Here is a 23,523-nt window from a genome sequence, read left to right as displayed (position 1 = left end):
TTCATTCTTCCGGACGGAAACGGATTCCCACGGATTCCCGCAAGGGTCGGTATCGAATCCGGTGGTTTGCGGTGCGGGCCACGTACCCTTCCGCCCGGAGCCACTCCAGGTGTGCCAGGGTTTCCGCAAGGGCGAAGGCCGCTTCCTCCTGCCGGAGATCAGGTCCGAAAATCTCCTGCGCCACTTCGTAGGCAGCCGCACCCGCCCGGGGAAGCGCGCGCAGGATAGCCTCAAGGCGGTGGGCGTGGTGATCCAGCAGCCAGTCCACGCGGCCGGTCCAGTCCGCGAAGGGGTCCCCGTGGCCCGGCAGGGCGAGGCGAACCGGCAGGTCTCGAACCCTACGCAGGGAGGCCAGGTAGTCCCGGAGGGGGTTTTCGCTCGCGCCCGGGTACAGGGCGATGTTGGGGGAGATGGTGGGGAGCACATGGTCCCCGCAGAACATCCGTCCCCGGGGATCCAGGAGGACGATGTGTCCGTCGCTGTGTCCCGGGACGCTGTACACGCGCGCCGAGAACCCGTCCAGGGCGAAGTCCTCGCCTTCGCCGAGCGCGCGCACCTCCTGGAAGGGGGCCACCAGTGCGGCAACCCTTCGGGATCGCTGCACCACTTCCTGGATGAGGGCTTCGGGCATGCCGTGGGCCGCGTACAGCTCCGCCACGGTCCTGAGCCGTTCCTCCAGGGGACCCATCCACACCCTCCGCGCGGTCTCGGCTTCCTTCCGCGAGAGGAAGATGGGGGCTCCCGTCCGCTGCTGGATGTGCCCCGCGAGGCCGATGTGGTCGGGGTGCGCGTGCGTGAGCACGATGGCCCGGAGGGCCTCCGGCGGGACCCCCGCGGTGTCCAGAGCCTCCTCCACCGCCTCCAGGGCCTGAGGGGTGCAGATCCCCGCGTCGATCAGGAGGGCTCCGGAGGCCGTGCGCACGAGGTAGCTGTTTACGGTACCCACGGGGAACGGCACCGGGATCCGGATCCACACCAGGTCTTCGTCCACGAAGGTGGCGGTCATGTCAAGCGCATACCCTCCCGCGCGTGGGCTCCATTCCACCATTCCAGACACGTGGGGCAAAATCAAGCTGCGGATCGAGGACCATCCCGGTTCCGGAGGTGCGAGGGTGGAGGTCCAGCTCGCCCCAGAGCTCGCGGAGCGGGTCCGTCTGGGCGTGGTGCACGCGGAAGACCTCCGGACGACCCGGGAGGCCCCGGAGGTCTGGGCAGAGGCGATGGGGCTCCAGCAGGCCCTCCGCGGGAAGTACGCGGGCAGGCCGCCCGGCGAGATCGAGGCCCTGAGGCATGCCCGGGAGCTGTACCGGCTGCTGGGGGAGGATCCCACGAAGAACCGGCCCTCCTCAGAGGCCCTCCTGCGTCGCGTCCTACGGGGAGACGGCCTTCCCCGCATCAACCTGCTGGTGGACGTGGTGAACCTCTGCTCCCTGGAGTTCCTCCTTCCCATCGGGCTCTACGACCTGGATCGGGTGCGGGGAGAGGTCTGCGTGCGGCTCGGCGGGCCGGGCGAGGCCTACGAGTCCTTAGGAAAGGGCACCTTCCGGGCGGAGGGGCGGCTGGTGGTGGCGGACGAGGAGGGCCCCATGGGAGGACCCACCAACGACTCCTTGCGCACCGCCATCACGGAAGGCACGCGCCGGTGCCTCGCGGTGATCTTTGCGCCCCTCTCATATCCCGCTCACCGGATGGCGGATCACGTGCGGACCCTCGGCGAGCGGATCGCCCGGCACGGGGGCGGCCGCGTCGTCCAGACCCACGTCCTCCCGCCTACCGCCCGGTGAGCAGTTGCACGCTCCCGATGACCGCGTCGCACTCCCGCTGCCCCTGACGCCACCGCTCGACGGGCTTTGCGCACACCACGTGCACGACGCGCCCGGGGTCCACCACCAGGAGTCCGATCCCCGCCCACTGGGCCTCCGCCGCGGTTCCGGTCCCCTCGAAGCGGTAGCGCTCGGGTCCCGGAACCTCCTCCCGCTGGAACTTCGCCACCCCGTGGAAGGGAAGGAGGGAGAAGGCGAGCTGCCGGAGGACCTCCTCGGAGGAAGAAACCTGGCCAACCAACACCCGCACGCTGATGAACTCCGCGTACCGGTACGGATCCGGGTGGGGTCCCGCCCCGGACGGGACGATCTGGACCCAGTTCCCCTCCGGCGCGACGAGAACGTCCCAGCCCTGGGGGTGGCGGAGGGCGATGCCCAGTTCCGCGTTCCGGTACTCCACGAGCGATGTGCGGGGACTCTGGCAGGCCAGGAGTCCCAGGCAGGCCACCAGCAGGACGGAGGACCAACGCCCCATGCCCTCCCGAGTGTAGCGCGCCGGGGGCGCGCGGGGCTACTTGGTGAGGTAGTACGGCACGTCCGCCAGGACCTTGTACCGCCGGAGCCTGCGCTGGCGAAAGAGCAGGGCGAACTTCAGCATGAGGGCGGTCTGGTTGTGGAGGAAGTGGTGCCACCACTTCCGGGGCACGAATTCGGGCAGCACCACGGTGAGGGCGGTCTCGGGCCCCGCCTCCCGCTGCACCTGATCCAGGTAGAGGAGGATGGGGCCCACCACGGAGCGGTACGGGGAGGGGAGGACCACGAGGGGGATGTCCGGAACCCAGCGTTCCCACTTCCGCTCGATCTCCTCCCGGGCACCCGGCTCGATCTCCACGTACACCGCGGTGACGTCGTCGCTCACCGCCTTCGCGTACCGCAGGGCCTCCAGGATGCCCCGGTGCACCGCGTTCACGGGCACGATGACCTTGTGGGCCTTGAAGGGTCGGGGAGGCTTCGCGTGCTCCAGGGAGAGCTGGTGGGCCACGTCCTCGTAGTGTCGGTGGACCGCCCGCATGAGGAGGACGAAGGCGCCGATCACGAATACGGTGATCCATGCACCGTCCAGGAACTTCACCACCGCCACCTCGACGCCGACCACCGCGGTGCACAGGGCCCCGAACGCGTTGATGCCGAGCTTCAGCCGCCAGCGGCCCGTGCGCTCCAGGAGCCAGTGACGCACCATGCCCGCCTGCGAGAGGGTGAACGCCACGAACACGCCCACCATGTAGAGGGGGATGAGGTTGTGGACGGTGGCCCGAAAGGCCACGATGAGGAGGGATGCGGTGATGCCGAGCAGGAGGATCCCGTTGGCGAACACGAGGCGATCCCCCAGGTTGGCGAGCTGTCGGGGGAGGTAGCGGTCCCGGGCCAGGATGGAACTCAGGCGGGGGAAGTCCGCAAACGCCGTGTTGGCCGCCAGCACGAGGATGAGCATGGTGGCTGCCTGGACGGCATAGTACGGCCAACCTCCCTGGAAGACGGCCCGGGCGATCTGGGAGACCACGGTTTCCTCCTCCCGGGGAAGGATGCCCATCTCCCGAGCCAGGAAGCTCGTGCCGAAGAAGAAGCTTCCCAGGAGGCTGACCATCAGGATGAGCACCCGGCTGGCGTTGTGGGCCTCGGGCGGATAGAAGGCCTGCACGCCGTTGCTCACCGCCTCGATGCCCGTGAGGGCTGCGGTGCCGGAGGCAAAGGCCCGGAGCACGAGGAAGAGGGTGAGGGGGGAGGTAGCGGGAGGGGGAGATCCGGACTCCGCGTGGGGAAGCGTTCCGCTGCTCCAAGCCCACAGGCCAGCCAGGATGGTCCCGCCGAAGGCCAGGATGAAGGAGTAGGTGGGGATGGCGAAGATGGTCCCCGATTCGCGCACGCCGCGCAAGTTCGCCAGGGTGATGAGGGCGATGAATCCGAGCGCGAGCTCCACCCGGTAGGGGAAGAGCTCCGGGAGGGCCGAGGTGATGGCGGCCACGCCCGCGGAGATGCTGACGGCCACCGTGAGGATGTAGTCCACCAGGAGCGCGGCGGCCGCCACGAGGCCTGGCAGGATGCCCAGGTTCTCGTGGGCCACGATGTATGCTCCCCCTCCGCTCGGGTAGGCGTGGATCGTCTGGTAGTAGGAGAACGCCACGATGGCCATCAGGCCCACGATGGCCAGGGAGACGGGGACCGTGAGGGCGACCGCCGCGGTCCCCGCCAGGATCAGGACGCGGAGGATCTCCTCCGTGGCGTAGGCGCTGCTGGAGAGGGCATCCGCCCCGAAAACCGCGAGCCCCTTCACTTTCGTGAGCCGCTCGTGCCGGAGACGCTGGGTCTCCAGGGGGCTTCCGATAAGAGCCCGCCACAGGGCCGCGGGGATGGCTCGTGTGCGCAGCACAATTGCCTATATACTCCGGGCCATGGGGAGGTGCAAGCGGTGCTGGCCTTCGATGGGGTCTGCGCAGGCTACGGGAGATCCGAGGTCCTCCGGGAGGTGACCGCGGAGTTCGGCCCGGGCCTGCACGTGGTCCTGGGGCCGAACGGCGCGGGCAAGACCACCCTCTTCCGGGTGGGCGCCGGGGTCCTCCCGCCCCGATCGGGCCGCGTCCGGATCCTCGACCAGGACGTCCACCGGGATCCGGACGCGAAGCGCCACGTCGCCTACCTCCCCCACCGTCCCGCCCTGCATCCCGGCCTCACGGTCCGGGAGAACCTGGAGTTCTGGGCCCGGATCCTGGGGATGCCCTCGGGAATCCGCCAGGCCGGGATCGAGGCGGCCCTGGAGCGACTCGGCGTGCTCGACCTCGCCTCCCGCCGTGCGGGAACCCTGAGCCGGGGCCAAGCCCAGCGGGTGGCCGCGGCCCGGGCGCTCTTGCAGGGAGCCCGGGTCCTGCTCCTGGACGAACCCACGGCCGGGATGGATCCCGAGGCCGCTCGCGCCATGCGGGCCCTCATGCGGGACCTGGCACGCTCGGGATGTGCCATCCTCGTCAGCACCCACAACCTTTACGAGGCGGGCGAGCTGGGGGAGGACGTGGTGCTGCTGGGCGCGGGCCGGATCCTGGCTCGGGGGACCGCGGAAGAGCTGCGGGGCCGCCTTGCCCCGAGGCGGCGGGTGGCGCTGCGGGTGGGAGGAGATCCGCGGTCGGTTCTCGCGCGGCTGGGAGTCGAAGGTACCCGAGAAGGGAGCCGGTGGGTGGTGGAGGTGGGTGGGGACGAGGAGGTCGGGCGACTCGTGCGGGCCCTGGTGGAGGCAGGCCTGGAGGTGTGGGAGGCGGCGGGCCTCGGAAGTCCCCTGGAGGAGGTGTACTTCGGGCTCCTGGAGGATTCGGCGGATGCGTGAACTCAGGGATGCCGGACGTCTGTGCGGGGCCCTCCTGTGGCGGGTGATCCGGGACCAAAAGGGGAAGCTCGCCCTCGCGCCCCTCGGCTACGGCATCCTCGCCCTCGCCATCATGCTGGCACCGGTCTACCTCCCCGGAGGAGGGGTCACGGTGCGCCTGCGGGAAGGACTCGGGATCCTGGTGGGCCCTCTTCCGGACGATCCCCTCGTGGTGGCCCTGGCGCTCGTGGTGGTGCAGGGACCGTACCTGGTGGGGGTCCTGGCTTCGGTGGCAGGCGCGGTGTTGGCCCAGGCCACGGTCACGAGCGAGGCGGCCCGGGGAGGGCTCGAACTCCTCCTCAGCGCGCCCTACCGGCCCCGGGAGATCTTCGCCGCGTTCCTCTTCAGCTCGTTTCTCCTGGTGGCCCTCTCGTGGGCGGTGCTCACCGCGGTGGCCATCGGACTCCCCGTCCTGGGGCTCAACCGGCTCGGCGCCCCGCGGATCCCGTCTTTCTACCTGGGCATCGCGCTCTTCGTGCCGCTCCCCATGGCCCTGTGGGCAGACCTCATCGCGTCCACGGTTGCGCTCGCCTTCCCCTCCCTCGGCCCCCTCCGGGTGGGAACGGCCAGTACCCTGGGGCAGTTCCTGGCCATAGCGCCCGCCATGGGATCCCTCCTGTTCGTCACCCTCCGGCCCGAGGTGCACCCCGCGAAGGTGGGGGGCGCGGCCCTGCTCCTCGGGGTGGGCGCGGTGGCCCTTGGCCTCACGCTGTTCGCCCGGGCCTTCCGGGTGGAGGCCTTGCTGGAAGGGTAGGGCACCCGTGCCTCCCTCGAAAGCCTCCCCCCCAAGGCCGGGCGGTGGCGGAGACGGTGCAGGAGGTCGGAATCCAGGTAGAATAGGGCCGGAGGGGTGCACCGAACTGGCTAAGGGGCCGGTCTCGAAAACCGGTGGGCGCAAGCCCTTGTGGGTTCGAGTCCCACCCCCTCCGCCACAGATCCCTTCCCGTGAGGCGGCGAGCTGGAGGGGCGGCCGAAGCCCTCGTCCGCTTAAGGCGATTGCACGATCCCCACGGGGTCCCCGACGGCCCGGGCCCGGTAGAGGGCTGCGTCCGCGGCCGCGATGAGGGAGGTGGGGTCCCGGGCGTGCGCGGGGAACCCGGCCACGCCGATGGTGACGTCCGCGAGGGGATCCTGAGCGCGGAGCCGGTCGTAGAGGCCAAGGGCGAGGCGGTACGCCCCCTGGGGGTCCGTGTGAGGGAGGAGGACTGCGAACTCGTCCCCGCCGATGCGGAAGGCGAGGTCGCTCCTACGCAGCCGGCCGCGGAGCGCGTCCGCCACCGAGCAGAGCACGGCATCGCCCGCGGGATGTCCCCGGGTGTCGTTGATGTGCTTGAGGTTGCGGACGTCGAGGAGCAGTAAGGAAAAGGGCTGCCCGTATCGGCCGTGCCGGCTCATCTCCCGCTCCAGGATCTCCATGAAGTGGCGGCGGTTGAAGAGGCCCGTGAGGGGATCCGTGACGGAGAGCTGCTGGAGCTCCGTGAGAGCCTCCCGCAACCGGGTATTGGCCTCCCGGGTCTCCAGGAACCCCTTCAGCGCCATCGCGGTGAGGAGCCAGATGGCGAGGGTGAGCAGGTGGGGCTGAGAAGGGTTCTGCGTGGCCAGCACCATCAGGTACGAGGGGGGACCGGCGACCAGAAACACCACCCCACCCGTCCCCAAAAGGCCCCGCGGAGAGAGGGGGTCCAGGCGGCCCGTGGCGAGGTAGTGGCCTGCGGCGACGGTGAGTACGGTGCCTACCGCGTACACCGTGCCTCCCAGGGCCATGCCGCCGAGTTCCCCCCAAGGGGGCCGGAACCGAGGGACCACATGCTGGAACGCGAGTCCGGCGAGGAGGGACCAGACGGTTCCACCCCCGAAGTACACCAACCCTCGCCAGAAGGTCGTACGATGGAGGAGGACCAGGGCGGGGAGGGAAAGCAAGAAGAGGGGCGGAGCCGCGGGCCATCCGTATAGCCAGACGGGTGCGAGGGGGACCTGGAGGGAGAGGAGGAGACCGGAACGCAGGCGGACGACGACGAAGCCTCCAAGGAGCGCGAGGACGAGGAAGAGAACATAGCCGCGCGGAAGATGCGGAAGGGCGCGTACGGCGAGCCCGGTGGCCACGAGCCCGGTCAGGCCCAGGCCGGCGGCGAAAGCCCGGTAGCCCCGGCGATGGGTTGCCTGCGTTCCCTCCCCGACCTCCTTCCACCGCGGGGAAGGGGCCGGGCGCCGTCGGGTTCCCCGGAGAAGGACCATGACCGCCTTCCAGCGCCGCGGGTGCGACCGCTTTCCCGGGAGGGTTGTAAATGAGCAATATACGGCCACAGGGAGAACTCTTCCTGCAGGGACTTGAGCGACTCGGACGGTGGATCGCGGACTACCTGGACCACAGCGAGCGCTACCCGGTCCTCGCGCGGGTGCGGCCCGGCGAGATCCGGGAGAAGCTTCCCCCCTCCCCCCCGGAGGATCCGGAGCCCTTTGAGCGCATCTTCACAGACTTCCAGGAAATCCTCCTGCCGGGGATCACGCACTGGAACCACCCGGGCTTTTTCGCCTACTTCGCCATCACGGGCTCCGCGCCCGGCGTGCTGGGGGAGGTGCTGTGTGCGGCCCTGAACGTGAACGGGATGCTGTGGCGCACCTGCCCCGCGGCCACGGAGCTGGAGGAGGTTACCCTGGACTGGCTGCGGCAGCTCTTGGGACTTCCGCCCCGGTTCGGGATCATCATGGACACGGCGTCCGTCGCTTCCCTGTGCGCCATGGCCGCGGCCCGGGAGTCCCTTGGCCTCGGAATCCGGGAACAGGGCATGGCGGGGAGGCCGGATCTCCCTCGGCTGCGCATTTACACCTCCGAGCACGCCCATTCCTCCATCGAGAAGGGCGCCATCGTGCTGGGGTTCGGGCAGGAAGGCGTACGGAAGATCCCCGTGGACGGGGAGTTCCGCATGAGGCCCGACGCCTTAGCGGAGGCCATCGAGGAGGACCTGCGGGCAGGGTGGCGGCCCGCGGGCGTGGTGGCCACGGTGGGGACCACCTCCACCACCAGCGTGGACCCGGTTCCGGAGATCGCGGAGATCTGCGAGCGGTACGGGATCTGGTTGCACGTGGACGCGGCCTACGCGGGGGTCGCTGCCATCCTCCCCGAGAAGCGGCACGTGCTCGCGGGGTGCGAACGGGCGGATTCCCTCGTGGTGAACCCCCACAAGTGGCTCACGGTCCCCATTGACTGCTCCGCCTTCTACACCCGTCGACCGGAAGTCCTGCGGCGGGCCTTCAGCCTCGTGCCCGAGTACCTCCGCACCCCGGAGGAGGATGCGGTGAACTTCATGGACTATGGGATCCAGCTCGGTCGGCGGTTCCGGGCTCTGAAGCTGTGGATGGTGTTGCGGATGTTCGGCGCTTCAGGGCTGCGGGAGATGGTCCGTCGTCACATCGCCCTCGCCCGGGAGTTCGCGGGGTGGGTGGACGAGGATCCAGACTTCGAACGGATGGCCCCCGTGCCCTTCAGTACCGTGTGTTTCCGCGCGCGCCCACGGGGGGTTCCGGAGGAGGCCCTGGACGCCCTCAACGAGCAGCTCCTGGAGGCGGTGAACCGCACGGGGGAAGCGTACCTCTCGCATACCCGGCTGGATGGACGTCTCGTGCTCCGGCTGGCCATCGGACACCTGCGGACGGAGCACCGGCACGTGCGCCGGTGCTGGGAACTTCTCCGGGAGCGGCTCGCGGACCTCCTCCGGGAGGCGGACACGAACCGGTAGGACGCCCGGGCTGAACCGCGAACTCTACGGAGGAGCGCCATGAGGGAGCACGTGTTGGTCTGGGTACTGGGGGCGATCACGGGGGTCCTCCTGGTGTTCGTGGGGATTCTGGGCGCGTGGGTGCGACGGCTGGTGCAGGTGGCCCGGGCCAGCACGGAGGATGCTCTAGCGGAACAGCTCCGGGAGCACCGCCAGGGCCTTGAGGAGCTCCGGGCCGATCTCCAGAGCACGCGCGCCTCCCTGGCGGAGCTGGGGGAGCAGCTCAGCCGGTGCGTCCAGCGGGTGGGACTCGTGCGGTTCGATGCCTTCGAGGACGTGGGCGGCCGCGTTTCCTTTGCCCTGGCCCTCCTGGACGGGAAGGGCGATGGCGTGGTGCTGAGCGTCCTCAATGGCCGGGAGGCGGTGCGGGCGTACGCGAAGACCCTCGTCAACGGGACCCCCTCCCATCCCTTGTCGGTGGAAGAAAAGGAGGCCATCGCCATGGCCCAAGACGTCCGGCGAACCCAAGCGGTCCGGTAGGAGGGGGCCTTGGTGTTCCGGGACCGCCACCACGCGGGCCGGGTCCTGGCCGCGGCCCTCCGACCCCGGGTCGCACCGGAGGAGGACGTGCTGGTCCTGGGGATCCCGCGGGGGGGTGTGGTGGTGGCGGACGAGGTGGCGGCGTCCTTGGGGGCGGAGCTCGACATCATCGTCCCCCGGAAGCTGCGCGCCCCGCAGAACCCGGAGCTGGCCGTCGGCGCGGTGGCGGAGGACGGGAGCCTCTACCTGGACGAGCGCAGCCTCTGGGCACTGCGGGTGGACCAGGCCTACATCGATCAGGAGGCGGCGTTTCAGATGGCGGAGATCCAGCGTCGGTTGCGGGCCTACCGGGGCGATCGGCCCCCTCCCCGCGTGGAGGGACGTACCGTGATCCTGGTGGACGACGGGATCGCCACGGGCTCCACCATGATCGCCGCGGTGCGGTCCGCGCGTGCGAAGAAGGCGGGCCGGGTGGTGGTGGGGGTCCCCGTGGCCCCTCCGGAGAGCGTGCGCCGCCTCCAGCAGGAGGCGGACGAGGTGGTGTGCGTCCACGAGGACCCGTACTTCATGGCCGTGGGGCAGTTCTACGAGGACTTCCGACAGGTCTCCGACGAAGAGGTGTGCGCGATCCTGAACGCCGCCTGGCACCGTTCCGGGGCCGGACCAGGGCCGCAGATCCATGCGTGACGGACGGCTCGCCCGCACGCCCTTGTACGCGCATCACCTCCGACTGGAGGCCCGCATGATGGCCTTTGCGGGGTGGGAGATGCCCCTGCAGTACCAGGGGATCTTGGCGGAGCACCGGGCGGTGCGCACGTCCTGCGGGGTCTTCGACATCTCCCACCTGAGCGAGTTCTGGGTCCGGGGACCGAGGGCCCTGGAGGACCTGGACCGGTTGCTCGCCAACGACCCCCGTCGGTTGGTGGACGGACAGGCCCTCTACACCCCCATGTGCAACGAGGCCGGGGGGATGGTGGACGATCTCCTGGTGCTGCGGTTTTCGGAGGACCGGTTCCTGGTGGTGGGGAACGCGGCCCGACGCGAGGCGGATCTCGCGTGGCTGCGCACCCACGCGGCCTCGGAGGTGGTGGACGCGACGGAGGAACTCGCCCTCCTGGCGGTGCAGGGGCCGGCGTCGGAAGCGGTCCTGCGGCCCCTGGTGAAGGTGGACCTCTCCGGGCTGCCTCGTCACCGGTTCGTCCCCGAGACGGCCGTGGCAGGGGTACCGGCCACCGTCTCCCGCACGGGGTACACCGGGGAGGACGGGTTCGAGGTGTTCTGCCCGTGGGATCGCGCAGCGCCCGTGTGGGAGGCCCTGCGGAGGGCAGGAGCGGTGCCCTGCGGGCTCGGAGCCCGGGACACCTTGCGGCTGGAGGCGGGATACCTGCTGTATGGCCAGGACGTGGACGAGCACACCACGCCCTTGGAGGCGGGACTGGGCTGGACGGTGAAGCTCCAGGACCGGAGGTTCATCGGGTCGGAGGCCCTGCGGGAACAGGTCAGGACGGGGGTACGCCGGAGGCTGCGCGGGCTCGTGCTGGAGGGCCATACCATCGCCCGGAGAGGCTGCCCCATCCTGCGGGACGGGGCACCGGCCGGAGCGGTGACCAGCGGCACCTGGGGACCCTGGGTCGAACGCAGCCTCGCCCTCGGATACCTCCTCCCGGAGCACGCGGAACCCGGAACCCCGGTGACGGTGAAGGTGCGGGACCGCCCGGTTCCGGCAGAGGTGGTGGCCCTTCCCTTTTACCGGCGCGCGGCGCAGAGAGCACAATGAACGCGGAGGCGGATGTGGTTCCGGAGGACCTGCGGTACACCACAGAGCACGAATGGGTGCGGCTGGAGGACGGCCGGGCCCGGGTGGGGATCACGAAGTTCGCCGCGGACCGGCTCAGCGACATCGTGTACGTGGAGCTCCCGGAGGTGGGGCGGGAGGTGCGCTTCCTGGAGCCCTTCGGGGTGATCGAGTCCGTGAAGGCGGCCAGCGACCTCTACTCGCCCCTTACGGGCCGGGTGGTGGCGGTGAACGAGCGGCTGCGGAACGAGCCGGAGCTGGTGACTCAGGATCCGTACGGCGAGGGCTGGATGATCCTGATCGAGCCCACGGATCCCTCCGAGCTAGACCGGCTCCTGGATGCCGCCGCGTACCGCCGGCACATCGGGGAAGTCTAGTGCGGTACATCCCCACGACCCCGGAGGAGCGGGCGCACATGCTGCGCACCATCGGGGTGCGCTCCCTCGAAGACCTCTTCGCGGACATCCCCGAACGGGTTCGGCTGCAAAGGCCGCTGCGCCTTCGCCCCCCACTCTCGGACCCGGATCTCCTGCGCTCCTTCCGGGCCCTGGCGGACGAGAACGCCCACGCGGGCAGGCTGGTGTGTTTCGCGGGAGCAGGGGCGTACGACCACTTCATCCCCCCTGCGGTGTGGCAACTGGCCAGCCGGGGCGAGTTCCTCACCGCCTACACCCCGTATCAGCCGGAGGTCAGCCAGGGGGCGCTGCAGGCGGGCTATGAGTACCAGACCATGGTCTGCGAGCTGCTGAGCATGGAGGTGGCGAACGCCTCCCTGTACGACGGCGCCAGCGCCCTCGCGGAGGCGGTGGGGATGGCCCGGGACCTAACACAGCGGAACCGGGTGGTCGTGAGCACCGCCGTCCATCCGGAGTACCGGCAGGTGGTGCGCACCTACACCGCGAGCCTGGGCGTGGAGGTGGTGGAGGTCCCGCACCGGGAGGGGCGGACCCCCGTGGAGACCGTGGCGCGGGCCGTGGACGAGCGCACCGCGGCGGTGGTGGTCCAGCAGCCCAACTTCTTCGGCGGGATCGAGGACCCCCAGACCCTGGGGGAGGTGGCCCACAGGGCAGGGGCCCTGTTCGTCCTCGCGAGTGCAGATCCGCTGGCGTTTGGGCTCCTCGCCCCTCCCGGGGAGGTGGGGGCGGATGTCGTGGCGGCGGAAGGGCAGCCCCTCGGCAATCCCCTGAACTTCGGGGGCCCGTCCCTCGGGATCCTCGCCACCCGCATGTCCTTCGTGCGGCGGATGCCGGGCCGATTGGTGGGGGCCACGGTGGACGCGGAGGGTCGGCGGGGGTTCGTGCTCACCCTGCAGACCCGGGAGCAGCACATCCGGCGGGAGAAGGCCACGAGCAACATCTGCACCAACGAGTTCCTCAACGCGCTGGCGGCCACCCTCTACCTGAGCCTGCTGGGACCGGACGGGGTGCGCAGGGTGGCGGAACTGTGCGTGCGGAAGGCCCACTACCTCAAGGAGCGGGTCGCATCGCTCCCGGGATACGCCATCGCCTTCCCGGGTCCCACCTTCCACGAGTTCGTGGTGCGCACCCCTCGACCCGCGGAGGAAATCGTCCGGGCACTGGCGGAGGAGGGGTTCCTGGCAGGGGTTCCCCTGGGGCGGTTCCATCCGGAACTGGGCGATGACCTCCTGGTGTGCGTCACGGAATCCCGCACCCGGGAGGAGATGGACCGGTTCGTGGAGGCCTTGCGGCAGGTGGCATGAAGGAACGGGACTTCCCCCTGATCTTCGAGCGGAGCACCCCGGGGCGACGGGCGCACGGGCTCCCGGAGGCCGACGTGCCGGAAGTGCCGCTCGGGTCGCTGGTGCCGACGGAGGTGCAACGCAAGGCCCCACCCGCCCTCCCGGAAGTGAGCGAGCTGGAGGTGGTGCGCCACTTCACCCTCCTCTCCCACCGGAACTTCTCCGTTGACCAGGGATTTGTCCCCCTGGGCTCGTGCACCATGAAGTACAACCCGAAGGTGCACGAAGAGGTGGCCCGGTACGAGGGCTTTTCGCGCCTGCACCCCTACACCCCCGAGGAACTGGTGCAGGGGGCCCTGCGGCTGATGGGGGAGCTGGGGGAGGAACTCCAAGAATTGACGGGCATGGACGCGGTGACCTTTCAGCCCGCAGCCGGCGCGCAGGGGGAGTTCGTGGGGCTCCTGATGATCCGGGCGTACTTCGCGCGGCGGGGGGAGGAGCGGACGAAGGTGATCGTGCCCGACAGCGCCCACGGCACCAACCCCGCCTCCGCCCGCATGGCGGGCTACCAGGTGGTGACGGTTCCCAGCGACGGGCGGGGCAACATGGACCTCCGTCGGCTCGAGGCAGCCCTGGGGCCGGAGGTGGCCGCGGTGATGCTCACCAACCCCAACACGTTGGGGCTCTTCGAGGAGCACGTGGATCGCATCGCGGAGCTGGCCCACGCGCATGGCGCCCAGATGTACCTGGACGGCGCAAACCTCAACGCCATGCTGGGGATCACCCGGCCCGGGGACCAGGGGTTTGACGTGATGCACGCCAACCTCCACAAGACCTTCAGCACCCCGCATGGGGGTGGAGGGCCGGGAGCCTGCGCGCTGCTGGTGAAGCGGCACCTGGAGCCGTTCCTCCCGCTCCCGGTGGTGCGGCGGGTGGGGGACCGGTACGCCCTGGACTGGGACCGACCACACAGCATCGGGCGGGTGCGGGCCTTCTACGGGAACTTCGGAAACCTCGTGCGGGCCTACGCATACCTGCGGGCCCTGGGCGCGGAGGGACTGCGGGCGGTGGCGGAGCACGCGGTGTTGCACGCCAACTACCTGCGGGTTCGCCTTGCGCCTTGCTACGAGATCCCCTACAGCCGCGTCTGCAAGCACGAGTTCGTGGCCAGCGGGATCCGCCAGAAGCGGAGGAGCGGGGTGACCGCCAAGGACATCGCCAAACGACTGCTGGATTACGGGTTCCATGCGCCCACGGTGTACTTTCCCCTCATCGTGGAGGAGGCGTTGATGATCGAGCCCACGGAGACGGAAAGCCTGCAGGTGCTGGACGCGTTCGCGGAAGCCATGATCGCCATAGACCGCGAATCTCAGGAGAACCCGGAGGTGCTCAAGACGGCGCCGCACACCACGCCCGTGCGACGGCTGGACGAAGTCCGGGCGGCCCGATACCCTAACCTCCGGTGGGAACCCGAACCCAGGAGGTGCATGGGATGAGCCCCCGATCCCTGGCCCTGGCCGCCTTGGGCGCGGCCCTGACCGCCATCTGCGCGCAGCTGAGCCTCACCCTGCCGCTCCTTACGAGCGTGCCCTTTACCCTCCAGGTGTTCGCGGTTCTGCTCATGGGAGCCGTGTTGGGCGCGCGGACCGGAGCCCTCGCGGAGCTCCTGTACCTGCTGCTGGGCGCCGCGGGGGTACCCGTGTTCGCGCACTTCCGGGCCGGACTCCAGGTGCTCGTGGGACCCACGGGCGGATACCTGTGGTCGTACCCGCTCGCGGCCTTCCTGGTGGGATGGGCAGCAGATCAGGCCAGGGATCGCAGGAGCTTCGTGCGCAACGCGGCCGTCGGCATGGTCGCCGGCATCGCGTGCATCTACGCCCTGGGCGTAATGGGGCTGGTGCTCTCGGGAGCCGCGCCCACCGTGGGACACGCGGTGCGGATCGGCGTGGTTCCCTTCGTCTGGTTCGACCTCCTCAAAGCTGCCCTGGCGCTCCTGGTGGCGGATCGGATCCGGGCAGTGGTTCCGGGTCGGGAGCTGGCGCGGTGACCGATCCCTTGGAAGCTCTGGAGGCCTACCCGTTCGGCCGGACCGGGGAGGTGACGCACCTCGTACTCTCCCCGCGCCCCGGGGACCACCGGCTGGTGGAGGCGTTGGAGCTCGCACCGGGCCTCGGCCCCGTCGGGGAGTACGCGGCCAAGCAGTTCTGGAAGGGCCGACGGGTGCCGGGGCGGGAGGTGAGCGCCGTGAACGCGGAGTTCCTCGCGCTCATGGGCATCGCTCCTGAAGTCCCCGGGGACAACCTGATCGTGCGGGGCATCCGCCTGGACCGGCTTTCGCCGGGCACGCTGCTTCGGGTCGGGGGGGTGCGCCTCCGGCGGAGTGCGACGCCTCACCGGCCCTGCGTCCGCTTCCGGAGTCGGGCGGGGGAGCTCGCCTTCGCGCTGGCGGCCCTGGGCTGGCGGGGGGCCCTGTTCGAGGTGCTCGACGGGGGCGTGGTGCGCGTGGGAGATCCGGTGGAGGTGCTGGGGTGAGGCCTCACTTCGAGTGCCGGTCCGCCACCTTGGTGGCCACGTAGGCCTCCGGCTTGGTCCTCGCCGCGTACCCGGAGCCCGTGATCATCCCCACCACCTCCCGGATCACGGACTTGGTCTCCCCGCGGTCTCCGACGTCCAAGTGGATCTCGATGGGAAGCTGCGCGTAGCCGTTGTGGGCGAGGGCGCTGGAGAGCCGCAAGGCGACCTCCAGGCTCAGGGCCGCCTCGTACAGGATCCGCTGGCGGAGGCTGGTGATCTTGCGGTTGTACTGCTTCCGGTAGAAGTACCGCGCCCCGTGGCCGACCCGATGGATGACGATGGCGGTCACAAAGCAGGTCTGGTCCGCCACCACGGAATCGGTGCCGACGATGAGGTGGTAGGGACGCTCGGGCTCCTCCTGGACGAACGCCACCAGGGCCCGGAACATCTCCTCGAAGGACAGGCGCCCGAAGGTCGGGCTCACATACTCCACGACGACACCCACGCCCAGTATAAACCATCGGGCCCCGGCCTCCCAGGCTTCCCTCAAAGCTCCCTTCGGCCCTCCAGGGCCTTCGCGAGGGTCACCTCGTCCGCGTACTCGATGTCCCCGCCCACCGGAAGTCCGTGGGCGATGCGGGTGACCTTGATGCCGAGGGGTCGGATGAGGCGCGTGAGGTAGAGGGCCGTGGCGTCGCCCTCCACCCGGGGGTTGGTGGCGATGATCACCTCCCGCACCTCGCCGCCCTGGAGCCGCTGCAGCAGCTCCCGGATCCGGAGGTCCTCCGGCCCAATCCCCTCCAGGGGCGAGATGGCGCCCTGGAGCACATGGTAGCGGCCCTTGAACTCCCGGGTGCGCTCCATGGCCAGCACGTCCCGGGCGTCCTCCACCACGCACAGGACGGAGGGGTCCCGGGTGGGACTCGTGCAGATGGCACAGGGATCCGCGTCCGTCCAGGTGAAGCACACAGAGCAGGGACGGGTCTGCGCCCGGGCGTCGAGGAGGGCCTGGGCGAGGGCACGCACCTGCTCTTCCGGCATGCGGAGGATGTGGAAGGCGAGCCGCTGGGCGGTCTTCGGCCCCACCGTGGGCAGCCGCTCCAGCTCCTCCACCAATCGCGCGAGGGGTTCGGGGAGGTGCATCCTGGAAACGATCCTACCCGAAAAGCCCGGGGAGCTGCAGCCCGCCCGTGGCGGCCTGCAGCCGGGACGCCGCCAACTCCCTGGCCCGGCGCAGGGCCTCGTTCACCGCGGCCACCACCAAGTCCTCCAACAGAGAGAGGTCCGCGGGATCCACGGCCTCCGGGGCGATGCGGAGCTCCACGAGCTCTCCCTGCCCCGTGACCACGGCCCGCACCGCCCCTCCACCGCTACTCCCCTCCACCCGCTCGCGGGCGAGCTCCTCCTGAATCCGGGCGATCTCCTGCTGGACCCTTTGTACCTGCTTGACCACCTTGCTCATGTTCCACACGGGATCCCTCCTCCGCGGGACTCGGGGGGCCGAAGGGCCGGAATTCCACGAGCGGGCCGAGCAGGTGCGTGGCCTGCCGGACCAGAGGGTCCTGTTCTGGCGGAGGCGGCGAATCCTCCCTCGGAGAGGCGATAAACCGCACCCGCAGGGCCACGCCCAGGACCTGTTGGACGACCTCCTCCACGAGGGAACGGTGCCGCGGATCCCCCAACGTGGTGGCTGCGAAGGATCCACCCGTGGCAACCTCCACCACGAGGCCGTTCCCTTCCAGGGCCACGGGCCGCGCATCGCTCAGGAGGGCGTACGTGTAGGCTCGGCGTCGCCGGATCCTCTCCAGGATCTCCTCCCACCGGCTGACCACCCGATCGAGCGAGACTCCCCCCTCCTCCCGGAGAGGAGGCTCCGGGGGGCTGCCGGGTTTGGGGTCCGGTGCCGGTGCGGGCAGGGGCTTTCCCGGCGCCGTCTTCCCGGAGTCTGCCTGCAGAATCCGCTCCAGTCGTGCCACCCGGGCCCGCAGGCCCTCGAGTCCGGGATCCACCTCCGGCCGGACGAGGCGCAGCAGGGCGAGTTCCAGACTCAGGCGGGGCTGGGTGGTCCAGCGGGCTTCGGCCTCCGCCGCGGAGAGCACGGTGATGGCCCGAAGGAGCTCTTCTTCGGGAAAGCCCGCGGCCTGTTCCCGCATCGTCCGGTACCGCTCTTCCCCTGCCTCCACCAAGGTCCTCGCGTCCGGGGCCACCCGCACCACCAGGAGATCCCGGAAGTGCTCCAGAAGCCGCCGCAGTACCTGCCGCACGTCCCGACCGCTTTCCGCCACCTCCGCGGCGATGCGCAGCGCGGCGGAGACGTCCTGGGCCTGCAGCGCCGCCACCACCCGGTCCACCAGGTCCTCCTCGAGGGTTCCGAGGAGCCGCACCACGTCCTCTTCCGTGATGCGTCCGCCGGCGAAGGCCATGAGCTGATCCAGGATCGCCTCCGCGTCCCGCACGGCACCGTCCGCGCTGCGGGCGATCAGGTGCAGCGCGGCCTCCTCGATCCGGATCCCCTCCCGTTCCGCCAGCATGCGGAGACGCTGCACGATGAGGGGGGGAGGCACCCGCCGGAACTCGAACCGCTGGCACCGGGAGAGGATGGTGGCGGGGAGCCGATGTGGCTCCGTGGTCACCAGCACGAACACCGCGTGCGGTGGAGGCTCTTCCAGGGTCTTCAGCAGCGCGTTCTCCGCCTGGTCCGTGAGCATGTGGGCCTCGTCGAGGATGTACACCTTGTAGCGACCCTGAGCGGGCAGCAACCGCACCTTTTCCCGGATCTCCCGGATCTCGTCGATCCCGCGGTTGCTCGCGGCGTCCAGCTCGATGACGTCCAGGGAAGTTCCCTCCGTGATGGTGCGGCACTGGACACACTCCCCGCACGGGTGCGGCGTGGGCCCCTGCACACAGTTCAGCGCCTTGGCCAGGATCCGGGCCGTGGTGGTCTTGCCCGTTCCCCGGTGGCCGCTGAAGAGGTACGCGTGGACGATGCGGCCCTGCGCGATGGCGTTCTGGAGGGTGCGGGTCACCCGCTCCTGCCCCACCACCTCCTCGAACGTCCCGGGACGCCACTTCCGGTACAGGGTGAGGTGTCCGTTGACCTGTCCCATGGGAGGCCCCAAACACTGTTATTCTACCTGGAGAACGACCGCGGCTTCCGGGGGCTTTGATGGAGGGGGTTTTCCGGCTGGGCTTCGTGGCCCTCCTCGCGGCGGGAGCGGCCGCGGGGGCGGTGTGGGTGTACCGGGACGGACGGCGGCGGGGCATGGGAACCGCTGCCCTTGCCTGGGCCCTGGCCACGGCCGCACTTTTCCCTGCCCTCTTCCCGATCTACGCCCTCCGCGTCCGGCCCCGCCGCGCGGAGGAGCGGACCTGGGACCTGCTGGAGGTGTTCGGGATCGCCTGCCTCGTGATTGTGGCGCTGCCGCTCCTGGTGAGCCTTACCGGAGGCCTTGCGCTCGACTTCCCGTCCCTGGCGGGGGCGGTGGTGGTGCAGAGCGCGGTGTTCCTCGGTGGCTGCGCGTACGTGGCCCGTGTCCGCTACGATCTTCCCCTCCGGGCCCTGGGGTACGAGGTGGCCCGCTGGCCCGCCCAGCTCCGCACGGGCCTCCTCCTGGCGGCGGCGGTGATCCCCGCGGTGCACTACGTGGTGCAGCCCGCGTCCATATACCTCCTGGGACTTCTCATCGGGCACGACCAAGCGCGGTGGCTCGCGGAGCAGGAGGAGGCCGCCAATCCCATCCTCCAGGCCCTGCCCCCCCTCTCGGATCCCGGCCGGGTGGTGGGGTTCGCGCTCCTGGTGGCGGTCCTGGTGCCCGTGGCGGAGGAGACCTTCTTCCGGGGGTTCGTGTACCCTCCCTTGCGGCGGCACTACGGGGCGCGATCCGCGGCCCTGCTCTCCGCCGCCTTCTTCGCCGCCGTGCACCTTCAGGTGGTGAACTTCCTCCCCATCCTGCTGCTCGGGTGGACCCTAGCGGAGGTGTATGAACGGACGGGCTCCCTCCTCCCGTCCGTGGTGATCCACGCGGCCAACAACCTGGTGGCCCTGGTCTCCGCGTACGCGGGACGGTAGCGCGGCCGTGCACCCGCCCTCGACGGACGCACCCGCGGCGGTTTCCGCAGGGCGCGGCTCCGGCCAGGTGCCCCTGCGGCACACGGGAGGGACTGCTTACCGTTGCTTCCTTCCGGACCTGGCGGGGTTCACAGGCTCCCGTTGCGCAGGACCCAGCCCTCCTCACCGTCCGCGCGGGCCGGAACCCGTAGGCACGCCGCCTCAGGTCGGGATTTCCGCCCCCCTGTGGCGGGTTGGGGGTTACAGGGAACCGCCAGCTCCCCGCCTAGCACGGCCGCGCACCCCAGTATACCACCGGAAAACGGCAGCAGCTAGCGACTCCCCGCGAGCCGGAGGGCGATGTCCTGAGCTTCGTGGAGGGCGAGGTGGGCCAGGGCCCGGGGAAGTACCCCCTGGCGAACCCGGACTTCCAGTTCCTCCGTGTCCACGATCTCCACCCGTCCGTCGGGGAACCGGACCACGTCCACCTCCAGGTCCACGTAGGCGGCGAACTCCGGGTAGATCTCCACGGGCGTGTTCACGTTGTAGATCTCGCCGAACTCCTCTCCCCCCTCCCGGAAATACCGGCGCCGCGTCCACCACGCGCCCTGCTCCAGCTCCACGAGTCCCCAGTCCCCCACGCGTTTTTCCGCGCCCAAGCTGTCGTAGGTGCCGCCGGGGCGGAAGGTGCGGCGCATCACTATCCTGCCCGGCTCCACGCGCTCCACGGTGCCCCGCAGCACCAGGGTACGGGCTCCGGGCTTGCGGTGGTGGATCCGGTACGGAGCGCCGGGGACCAAGCGGTCCCAGATCAGCGCGCGCTCCAGGGCTTGAGCCCGATCCGCGCCTCCACCCAGGGCCTCCGCCTCCCGCAGCCGGCCATCGTCGCAGGTCCGCAACCGGTGGTGTCCGGGGAGGGTCGGGGCGTGACGGGCCCGCACCTGGTCCAGGAACGCCTTCACGGGCGCGGGGAAGTCCACGGTGCAGATCAATCCCTCAAGTCGGGATCTCCTCCGGACCACCACGAGCGGGAGCGCCCGGCGCAGGGCCTGCACCACCGCCCGGGCCGCCTCCGGGGAGCCCATCACGAGGATCCCCTGGCGGTCTCCTTGGTCGCTGATGCGCACCTCCGGCAAAACGGGGTCTTCGGGAAGGCGGAACCGCTGCCGGATGACGGGAGAAGGATCCGCGATGCGGAAGCCGTTCTGCAGCAGCAGGGACGTGAGGGCGGTGGTGTAGATGCCGCGGACCCTAACGCCGATACCCGATCCCCCGGATGCGCACCCGTCGGTGGTCGAGGGAGACCTCCGCATGCGCGATCTCCTGCGCCAGCCACAGGTTGGTGGTCACGTGGTCGGTGACCTCCGGCACGACGAACTCCGTGGTCCCCTCCGCGAGGGCCGCGTACACCACCAGCTGGTCCGCGAGGTGGCGGTCCACGGTCGCACCGCTCCGCAGGTCCAGAAGCAACATCCGGGCCACCTCGTCCGCGATGGCCTCCGAGGGCCGTCCGCTCACCCCCGCACGGTCCGCGCCCAGGCGGCATCCCGTGCTGGTCTCCGCAAAGACCGCGAGCGCGGCTCCCGGCTGGAGGGCCGTGCGGTCGTAGATCACCTCGATCTCCGGCCACAGGCCCGCTCTCCTGAGCTTCGCCGCGCACCGCTCCGCCATCCGCTCGCTCACCCGCCGCTGCTGGAGGTGGGAGGAGAGGGCGATCCCCCAGACCCGGGTGACCTGCCCCTGCTCCAGGAGCCGCAGGGGGCGCAAGGCCCCTTCCACCGGCTCCACCCGCACCTCGAGGATCCCTCCCCCTTTCGGCACGTACCCGGGCCGGAGGATCTCCACTTCTGCCCGGAGGCCCATGCGCCGGAGGGTGGGGAGCACCACGTGCTGCAGGTGGAAGGCGGAGGGCGCGAAGTCCTGAAAGAGCCCCCCTTCGATGCGGAATACGCTGGGTTCTGAGGCGAACGCGGCGACGGGGAGCACCGTCAGGGCCAGCAGGGTGGTGGAGCCCGCGCTCCCGATGTCCCAGTGGTAGCGGCCACCCTCCGGACGCCGCGCCGCGTGGAGGGTGAACTCCCGGGAGCCCACCCGGGCCCCATCGAGCCGTGCCGCGCACAGCTCCGCCACCGCCTCCAGGGCCCGCAGATGTTGGGGGCGCAGGCCCGGCTCTTCCCGCCGGGCCCGGACGTTGGTCACGCGCAGGTCCTGTCCCAGCAGGACCGCGAGCGCCGCGGCGGTGCGCACGATGGTCCCGCTCCCGCTTCGCTGGGCCCCGTCCACCTCCACCATCCCGTCCCCACCATACGGAGGTCCCGGCCCGGAGGCAAACGGAGAGGGGAAACCGCCCTGAAATGCCCCTGTGGCCGTGCCTGGCGGAGGGGGTGGGATTTGAACCCACGAGGCAGGTTTTGGCCTGCCTACGCGCTCTCCAGGCGCGCCGGATCAACCAGGCTCCCGCACCCCTCCACGTCGCATTTCCTAGCATACCAGAGCGGGCCGGGGGGAGGCACCCATGACCGAACTGGCCGCCGAACGGCAAGCCCAGGGCGAGCTCTCAAGAGCAGACCGGCGCCACGGGCGGGCTTCCCCAGGAGAGTCCCGGATCGTACCATAGTCCTGGCCGCACCCACGCAACCCTTGCGGAGGAATTCGGTGTCGGACCGCTACAGCCGCCTCCTGGCAGAATACACCGCATCCGTCCGGTGGGAACGCCTGAGCCCGGAGGTGGTGCACGAGGTGAAGCGCCGGGTGCTCGACAGCCTCGGCGTGGCCCTGGCGGCCTTCGCGGAGGACGCGCCGAAGGCGGCGCGGGCGTACGCCTACGAGCTGTCCACCCCGAACGGCGCCACCCTGTGGGGGACCCCCGTGAAGGCCTCGCCCGGCACGGCGGCGTTCGCCAACGCGGTGATGGTGCGCTACCTGGACTTCAACGACACCTACCTCTCCCGGGAACCCCTCCACCCCAGCGACATGATCCCTGCCCTCTTCGCCCTCGCGGAGTGGCGGAGGTGTCACCCGCGCGATCTCATCGCGGCCATCGCCCTGGCGTACGAGGTGGGGGTGTGCCTGTGCGACGCGGCCAGCCTGCGGGCGCACGGGTGGGATCACGTGAACTACACGGCTCTGGGGACCGCGTGTGGAGCCGCTTACCTCCTCGGGCTGACGCCGCCGCAGACCGAGCACGCCCTGGCCATCACCGCCGTGCCGCACGCGGCCATGCGCCAGACCCGGGCCGGGGAGCTCTCCATGTGGAAGGGCGCGGCGGCGGCAGAGGCCACGCGCAATGCCCTGGAGGCGGCGCTCCTGGCCGCCTGCGGGATGACGGGGCCATCCCGGCCCTTCGAGGGCGAGATGGGGATTTTCGCGCAGCTCCTGCGGGGAGAGCGGTTCGACGAGGCGGCCCTGAGACCCCTTGCCGAGCAGGCACCGCCTTCCCGCATCCGGGACACGTACATCAAGTTCTGGCCTGTGGAGTACCACGCCCAGAGCGCGGTGGACGCGGCCCTGCGGCTGCGGCAGCGGATCCAGGATCCCGCCCGCATCGCCTCCGTCCACATCGAAACCTTCCGGGCCGCCTACGAGATCATCGCCAAGGACCCGGAGAAGTGGGAACCGAAGACGCGGGAGACCGCGGACCACTCCCTCCCCTACATCGTGGCCGTGACCCTGCTGGACGGCGAGGTGAACCGGTCCTCCTTTATCCCGGCCCGGTTCCGGGATCCGGACCTCCGGGCGTTCCTCAAGGACCGGGTGACCCTCCAGGAGGATCCCGCGCTCACCCGTGGCTACCCGGAGGGGATTCCCAACCGCATCACGGTCCGTACCCAGGATGGGGCCACGTACGAGGAGGAGGTGCGGTTCCCCCGGGGGCATGCCCGCAACCCCATGACGGACGAGGAGGTGATGGAGAAGTTCCGCCGGAACGTGGCGGAGGTGTGGACCCCGGCCCAGGCGGAGCGGGTCGCGGAATGGGTGTGGCGGCTAGAGGCCCAGGAGGACCTAGAGGAGCTCGTGCGGCTCCTGTACGTGTGAG

24 protein-coding genes, 2 tRNA genes and 1 other RNA gene are annotated in these 23,523 nt (G+C 70.3%); 15 read left to right on the top strand and 12 right to left on the bottom strand.

Annotated features, from left to right (window positions below; translation table 11 throughout):
* Position 1: 1 nt before the first annotated feature.
* Positions 2-1,006: an MBL fold metallo-hydrolase gene (locus tag QN206_02105; protein ID MDR7613600.1), complete on the bottom strand. Its 1,005-nt coding sequence runs from the start codon at positions 1,004-1,006 to the stop codon at positions 2-4.
* A gap of 106 nt (positions 1,007-1,112) precedes the next feature.
* Here QN206_02105 and QN206_02100 point away from each other — a divergent pair, with 106 nt between their 5' ends.
* Positions 1,113-1,784, top strand: coding sequence for a phenylalanine--tRNA ligase beta subunit-related protein (locus tag QN206_02100; protein MDR7613599.1), 672 nt, complete (start codon positions 1,113-1,115; stop codon positions 1,782-1,784).
* On the opposite strand, the gene QN206_02095 is transcribed toward QN206_02100, so the two are convergent.
* Together QN206_02095 and QN206_02090 are read right to left on the bottom strand one after the other, a co-directional pair.
* On the bottom strand, positions 1,771-2,298 hold the full coding sequence (locus tag QN206_02095; protein ID MDR7613598.1) for a hypothetical protein: 528 nt from the start codon (positions 2,296-2,298) through the stop codon (positions 1,771-1,773). The two genes, QN206_02100 and QN206_02095, sit on opposite strands and share 14 nt — an antisense overlap.
* 36 nt (positions 2,299-2,334) lie before the next feature.
* Complete coding sequence (locus QN206_02090) at positions 2,335-4,191, bottom strand: APC family permease (GenBank protein ID MDR7613597.1); 1,857 nt, start codon at positions 4,189-4,191, stop codon at positions 2,335-2,337.
* Between the two features lie 39 nt (positions 4,192-4,230).
* On the opposite strand from QN206_02090, the gene ccmA reads away from it, so the two are divergent.
* The 3 genes from ccmA to QN206_02075 all read left to right on the top strand — a co-directional run bounded on the left by ccmA (position 4,231) and on the right by QN206_02075 (position 6,107).
* Complete coding sequence (gene ccmA, locus QN206_02085) at positions 4,231-5,136, top strand: heme ABC exporter ATP-binding protein CcmA (protein ID MDR7613596.1); 906 nt, start codon at positions 4,231-4,233, stop codon at positions 5,134-5,136.
* Entirely contained in the window at positions 5,129-5,929 is an 801-nt protein-coding gene (locus QN206_02080) for a hypothetical protein (protein ID MDR7613595.1), read from the top strand. The genes ccmA and QN206_02080 overlap by 8 nt, the downstream gene beginning before the upstream one ends.
* 90 nt (positions 5,930-6,019) lie before the next feature.
* Positions 6,020-6,107, top strand: a tRNA-Ser gene (locus QN206_02075).
* 55 nt (positions 6,108-6,162) lie between these two features.
* Here the strand turns inward: QN206_02075 and QN206_02070 are convergent.
* Complete coding sequence (locus tag QN206_02070; protein ID MDR7613594.1) at positions 6,163-7,410, bottom strand: GGDEF domain-containing protein; 1,248 nt, start codon at positions 7,408-7,410, stop codon at positions 6,163-6,165.
* Positions 7,411-7,460: 50 nt separating this feature from the next.
* Here QN206_02070 and QN206_02065 point away from each other — a divergent pair, with 50 nt between their 5' ends.
* Genes QN206_02065 through QN206_02025 form a run of 9 tightly spaced genes read left to right on the top strand, consistent with a single transcriptional unit; the run spans position 7,461 to position 15,457 of the window.
* Positions 7,461-8,912 carry a pyridoxal-dependent decarboxylase gene (locus QN206_02065; protein MDR7613593.1) on the top strand — a complete coding sequence of 484 codons (1,452 nt, stop codon included), beginning with the start codon at positions 7,461-7,463 and terminating at the stop codon, positions 8,910-8,912.
* 39 nt (positions 8,913-8,951) lie between these two features.
* Positions 8,952-9,431 (top strand): DUF4446 family protein, encoded by a 480-nt coding sequence (locus tag QN206_02060; GenBank protein MDR7613592.1) that lies wholly within the window; start codon positions 8,952-8,954, stop codon positions 9,429-9,431.
* Between the two features lie 12 nt (positions 9,432-9,443).
* A complete protein-coding gene (locus QN206_02055) occupies positions 9,444-10,118 on the top strand; it encodes a phosphoribosyltransferase family protein (GenBank protein ID MDR7613591.1) in 675 nt (224 codons plus the stop codon).
* Complete coding sequence (gene gcvT, locus QN206_02050) at positions 10,111-11,208, top strand: glycine cleavage system aminomethyltransferase GcvT (GenBank protein ID MDR7613590.1); 1,098 nt, start codon at positions 10,111-10,113, stop codon at positions 11,206-11,208. Before QN206_02055 ends, gcvT begins: the two co-directional genes overlap by 8 nt.
* Positions 11,205-11,603: a glycine cleavage system protein GcvH gene (gcvH, locus tag QN206_02045; GenBank protein MDR7613589.1), complete on the top strand. Its 399-nt coding sequence runs from the start codon at positions 11,205-11,207 to the stop codon at positions 11,601-11,603. Before gcvT ends, gcvH begins: the two co-directional genes overlap by 4 nt.
* Entirely contained in the window at positions 11,603-12,946 is a 1,344-nt protein-coding gene (gcvPA, locus tag QN206_02040) for an aminomethyl-transferring glycine dehydrogenase subunit GcvPA (protein ID MDR7613588.1), read from the top strand. The genes gcvH and gcvPA overlap by 1 nt, the downstream gene beginning before the upstream one ends.
* Positions 12,943-14,421, top strand: coding sequence for an aminomethyl-transferring glycine dehydrogenase subunit GcvPB (gcvPB, locus tag QN206_02035; GenBank protein ID MDR7613587.1), 1,479 nt, complete (start codon positions 12,943-12,945; stop codon positions 14,419-14,421). The genes gcvPA and gcvPB overlap by 4 nt, the downstream gene beginning before the upstream one ends.
* The gene (locus QN206_02030) at positions 14,418-14,972 is read left to right on the top strand and encodes a biotin transporter BioY (GenBank protein MDR7613586.1); all 555 of its coding nucleotides are present in this window, start codon (positions 14,418-14,420) and stop codon (positions 14,970-14,972) included. Before gcvPB ends, QN206_02030 begins: the two co-directional genes overlap by 4 nt.
* The gene (locus QN206_02025) at positions 14,969-15,457 is read left to right on the top strand and encodes an MOSC domain-containing protein (protein ID MDR7613585.1); all 489 of its coding nucleotides are present in this window, start codon (positions 14,969-14,971) and stop codon (positions 15,455-15,457) included. Before QN206_02030 ends, QN206_02025 begins: the two co-directional genes overlap by 4 nt.
* A 4-nt stretch (positions 15,458-15,461) precedes the next feature.
* On the opposite strand, the gene QN206_02020 is transcribed toward QN206_02025, so the two are convergent.
* The 4 genes from QN206_02020 to dnaX are packed head-to-tail and all read right to left on the bottom strand — an operon-like array spanning position 15,462 to position 18,546.
* Positions 15,462-15,989: a ribonuclease H-like YkuK family protein gene (locus QN206_02020; GenBank protein MDR7613584.1), complete on the bottom strand. Its 528-nt coding sequence runs from the start codon at positions 15,987-15,989 to the stop codon at positions 15,462-15,464.
* Positions 15,986-16,582 carry a recombination mediator RecR gene (gene recR / locus QN206_02015; GenBank protein MDR7613583.1) on the bottom strand — a complete coding sequence of 199 codons (597 nt, stop codon included), beginning with the start codon at positions 16,580-16,582 and terminating at the stop codon, positions 15,986-15,988. The genes QN206_02020 and recR overlap by 4 nt, the downstream gene beginning before the upstream one ends.
* Positions 16,583-16,595: 13 nt before the next feature.
* A complete protein-coding gene (locus tag QN206_02010; protein MDR7613582.1) occupies positions 16,596-16,901 on the bottom strand; it encodes a YbaB/EbfC family nucleoid-associated protein in 306 nt (101 codons plus the stop codon).
* Positions 16,810-18,546 carry a DNA polymerase III subunit gamma/tau gene (gene dnaX, locus QN206_02005; protein ID MDR7613581.1) on the bottom strand — a complete coding sequence of 579 codons (1,737 nt, stop codon included), beginning with the start codon at positions 18,544-18,546 and terminating at the stop codon, positions 16,810-16,812. Before dnaX ends, QN206_02010 begins: the two co-directional genes overlap by 92 nt.
* 59 nt (positions 18,547-18,605) lie before the next feature.
* On the opposite strand from dnaX, the gene QN206_02000 reads away from it, so the two are divergent.
* A complete protein-coding gene (locus QN206_02000) occupies positions 18,606-19,508 on the top strand; it encodes a type II CAAX endopeptidase family protein (protein MDR7613580.1) in 903 nt (300 codons plus the stop codon).
* A gap of 5 nt (positions 19,509-19,513) precedes the next feature.
* On the opposite strand, the gene ffs is transcribed toward QN206_02000, so the two are convergent.
* The 4 genes from ffs to QN206_01980 all read right to left on the bottom strand — a co-directional run bounded on the left by ffs (position 19,514) and on the right by QN206_01980 (position 21,956).
* Positions 19,514-19,782, bottom strand: an RNA gene (gene ffs / locus QN206_01995) — signal recognition particle sRNA large type.
* A 37-nt stretch (positions 19,783-19,819) separates the two neighbouring features.
* Positions 19,820-20,800 carry a DUF402 domain-containing protein gene (locus QN206_01990; GenBank protein MDR7613579.1) on the bottom strand — a complete coding sequence of 327 codons (981 nt, stop codon included), beginning with the start codon at positions 20,798-20,800 and terminating at the stop codon, positions 19,820-19,822.
* Positions 20,739-21,779 (bottom strand): RNA 3'-terminal phosphate cyclase, encoded by a 1,041-nt coding sequence (rtcA, locus tag QN206_01985; protein MDR7613578.1) that lies wholly within the window; start codon positions 21,777-21,779, stop codon positions 20,739-20,741. The genes QN206_01990 and rtcA overlap by 62 nt, the downstream gene beginning before the upstream one ends.
* Positions 21,780-21,860: 81 nt before the next feature.
* Positions 21,861-21,956, bottom strand: a tRNA-Ser gene (locus QN206_01980).
* A gap of 186 nt (positions 21,957-22,142) precedes the next feature.
* Here QN206_01980 and QN206_01975 point away from each other — a divergent pair.
* Positions 22,143-23,522, top strand: coding sequence for an MmgE/PrpD family protein (locus QN206_01975; protein ID MDR7613577.1), 1,380 nt, complete (start codon positions 22,143-22,145; stop codon positions 23,520-23,522).
* Position 23,523 lies beyond the last annotated feature (1 nt).

It is taken from the genome of Armatimonadota bacterium (genome assembly GCA_031460175.1).
Taxonomy (GTDB): Bacteria; Sysuimicrobiota; Sysuimicrobiia; order Sysuimicrobiales; family Sysuimicrobiaceae; genus Sysuimicrobium; species Sysuimicrobium tengchongense.
Note: the sequence above shows the minus strand (reverse complement) of the source record. Positions and strands in the feature narration are given on the sequence as shown.

Excerpts from the sequence above, each read along its gene's own strand:
- QN206_02105 (MDR7613600.1), bottom strand. The coding sequence starts at position 1,006 with ATGACCGCCACCTTCGTGGACGAAGACCTGGTGTGGATCCGGATCCCG.
- QN206_02095 (MDR7613598.1), bottom strand. The coding sequence starts at position 2,298 with ATGGGGCGTTGGTCCTCCGTCCTGCTGGTGGCCTGCCTGGGACTCCTG.
- QN206_02080 (MDR7613595.1), top strand. The coding sequence starts at position 5,129 with ATGCGTGAACTCAGGGATGCCGGACGTCTGTGCGGGGCCCTCCTGTGG.
- QN206_02070 (MDR7613594.1), bottom strand. The coding sequence starts at position 7,410 with ATGGTCCTTCTCCGGGGAACCCGACGGCGCCCGGCCCCTTCCCCGCGG.
- QN206_02065 (MDR7613593.1), top strand. The coding sequence starts at position 7,461 with ATGAGCAATATACGGCCACAGGGAGAACTCTTCCTGCAGGGACTTGAG.
- QN206_02060 (MDR7613592.1), top strand. The coding sequence starts at position 8,952 with ATGAGGGAGCACGTGTTGGTCTGGGTACTGGGGGCGATCACGGGGGTC.
- gcvT (MDR7613590.1), top strand. The coding sequence starts at position 10,111 with ATGCGTGACGGACGGCTCGCCCGCACGCCCTTGTACGCGCATCACCTC.
- gcvH (MDR7613589.1), top strand. The coding sequence starts at position 11,205 with ATGAACGCGGAGGCGGATGTGGTTCCGGAGGACCTGCGGTACACCACA.
- gcvPB (MDR7613587.1), top strand. The coding sequence starts at position 12,943 with ATGAAGGAACGGGACTTCCCCCTGATCTTCGAGCGGAGCACCCCGGGG.
- QN206_02030 (MDR7613586.1), top strand. The coding sequence starts at position 14,418 with ATGAGCCCCCGATCCCTGGCCCTGGCCGCCTTGGGCGCGGCCCTGACC.
- recR (MDR7613583.1), bottom strand. The coding sequence starts at position 16,582 with ATGCACCTCCCCGAACCCCTCGCGCGATTGGTGGAGGAGCTGGAGCGG.
- QN206_02010 (MDR7613582.1), bottom strand. The coding sequence starts at position 16,901 with ATGAGCAAGGTGGTCAAGCAGGTACAAAGGGTCCAGCAGGAGATCGCC.
- dnaX (MDR7613581.1), bottom strand. The coding sequence starts at position 18,546 with ATGGGACAGGTCAACGGACACCTCACCCTGTACCGGAAGTGGCGTCCC.
- QN206_02000 (MDR7613580.1), top strand. The coding sequence starts at position 18,606 with ATGGAGGGGGTTTTCCGGCTGGGCTTCGTGGCCCTCCTCGCGGCGGGA.
- QN206_01990 (MDR7613579.1), bottom strand. The coding sequence starts at position 20,800 with ATGCGGAGGTCTCCCTCGACCACCGACGGGTGCGCATCCGGGGGATCG.
- rtcA (MDR7613578.1), bottom strand. The coding sequence starts at position 21,779 with ATGGTGGAGGTGGACGGGGCCCAGCGAAGCGGGAGCGGGACCATCGTG.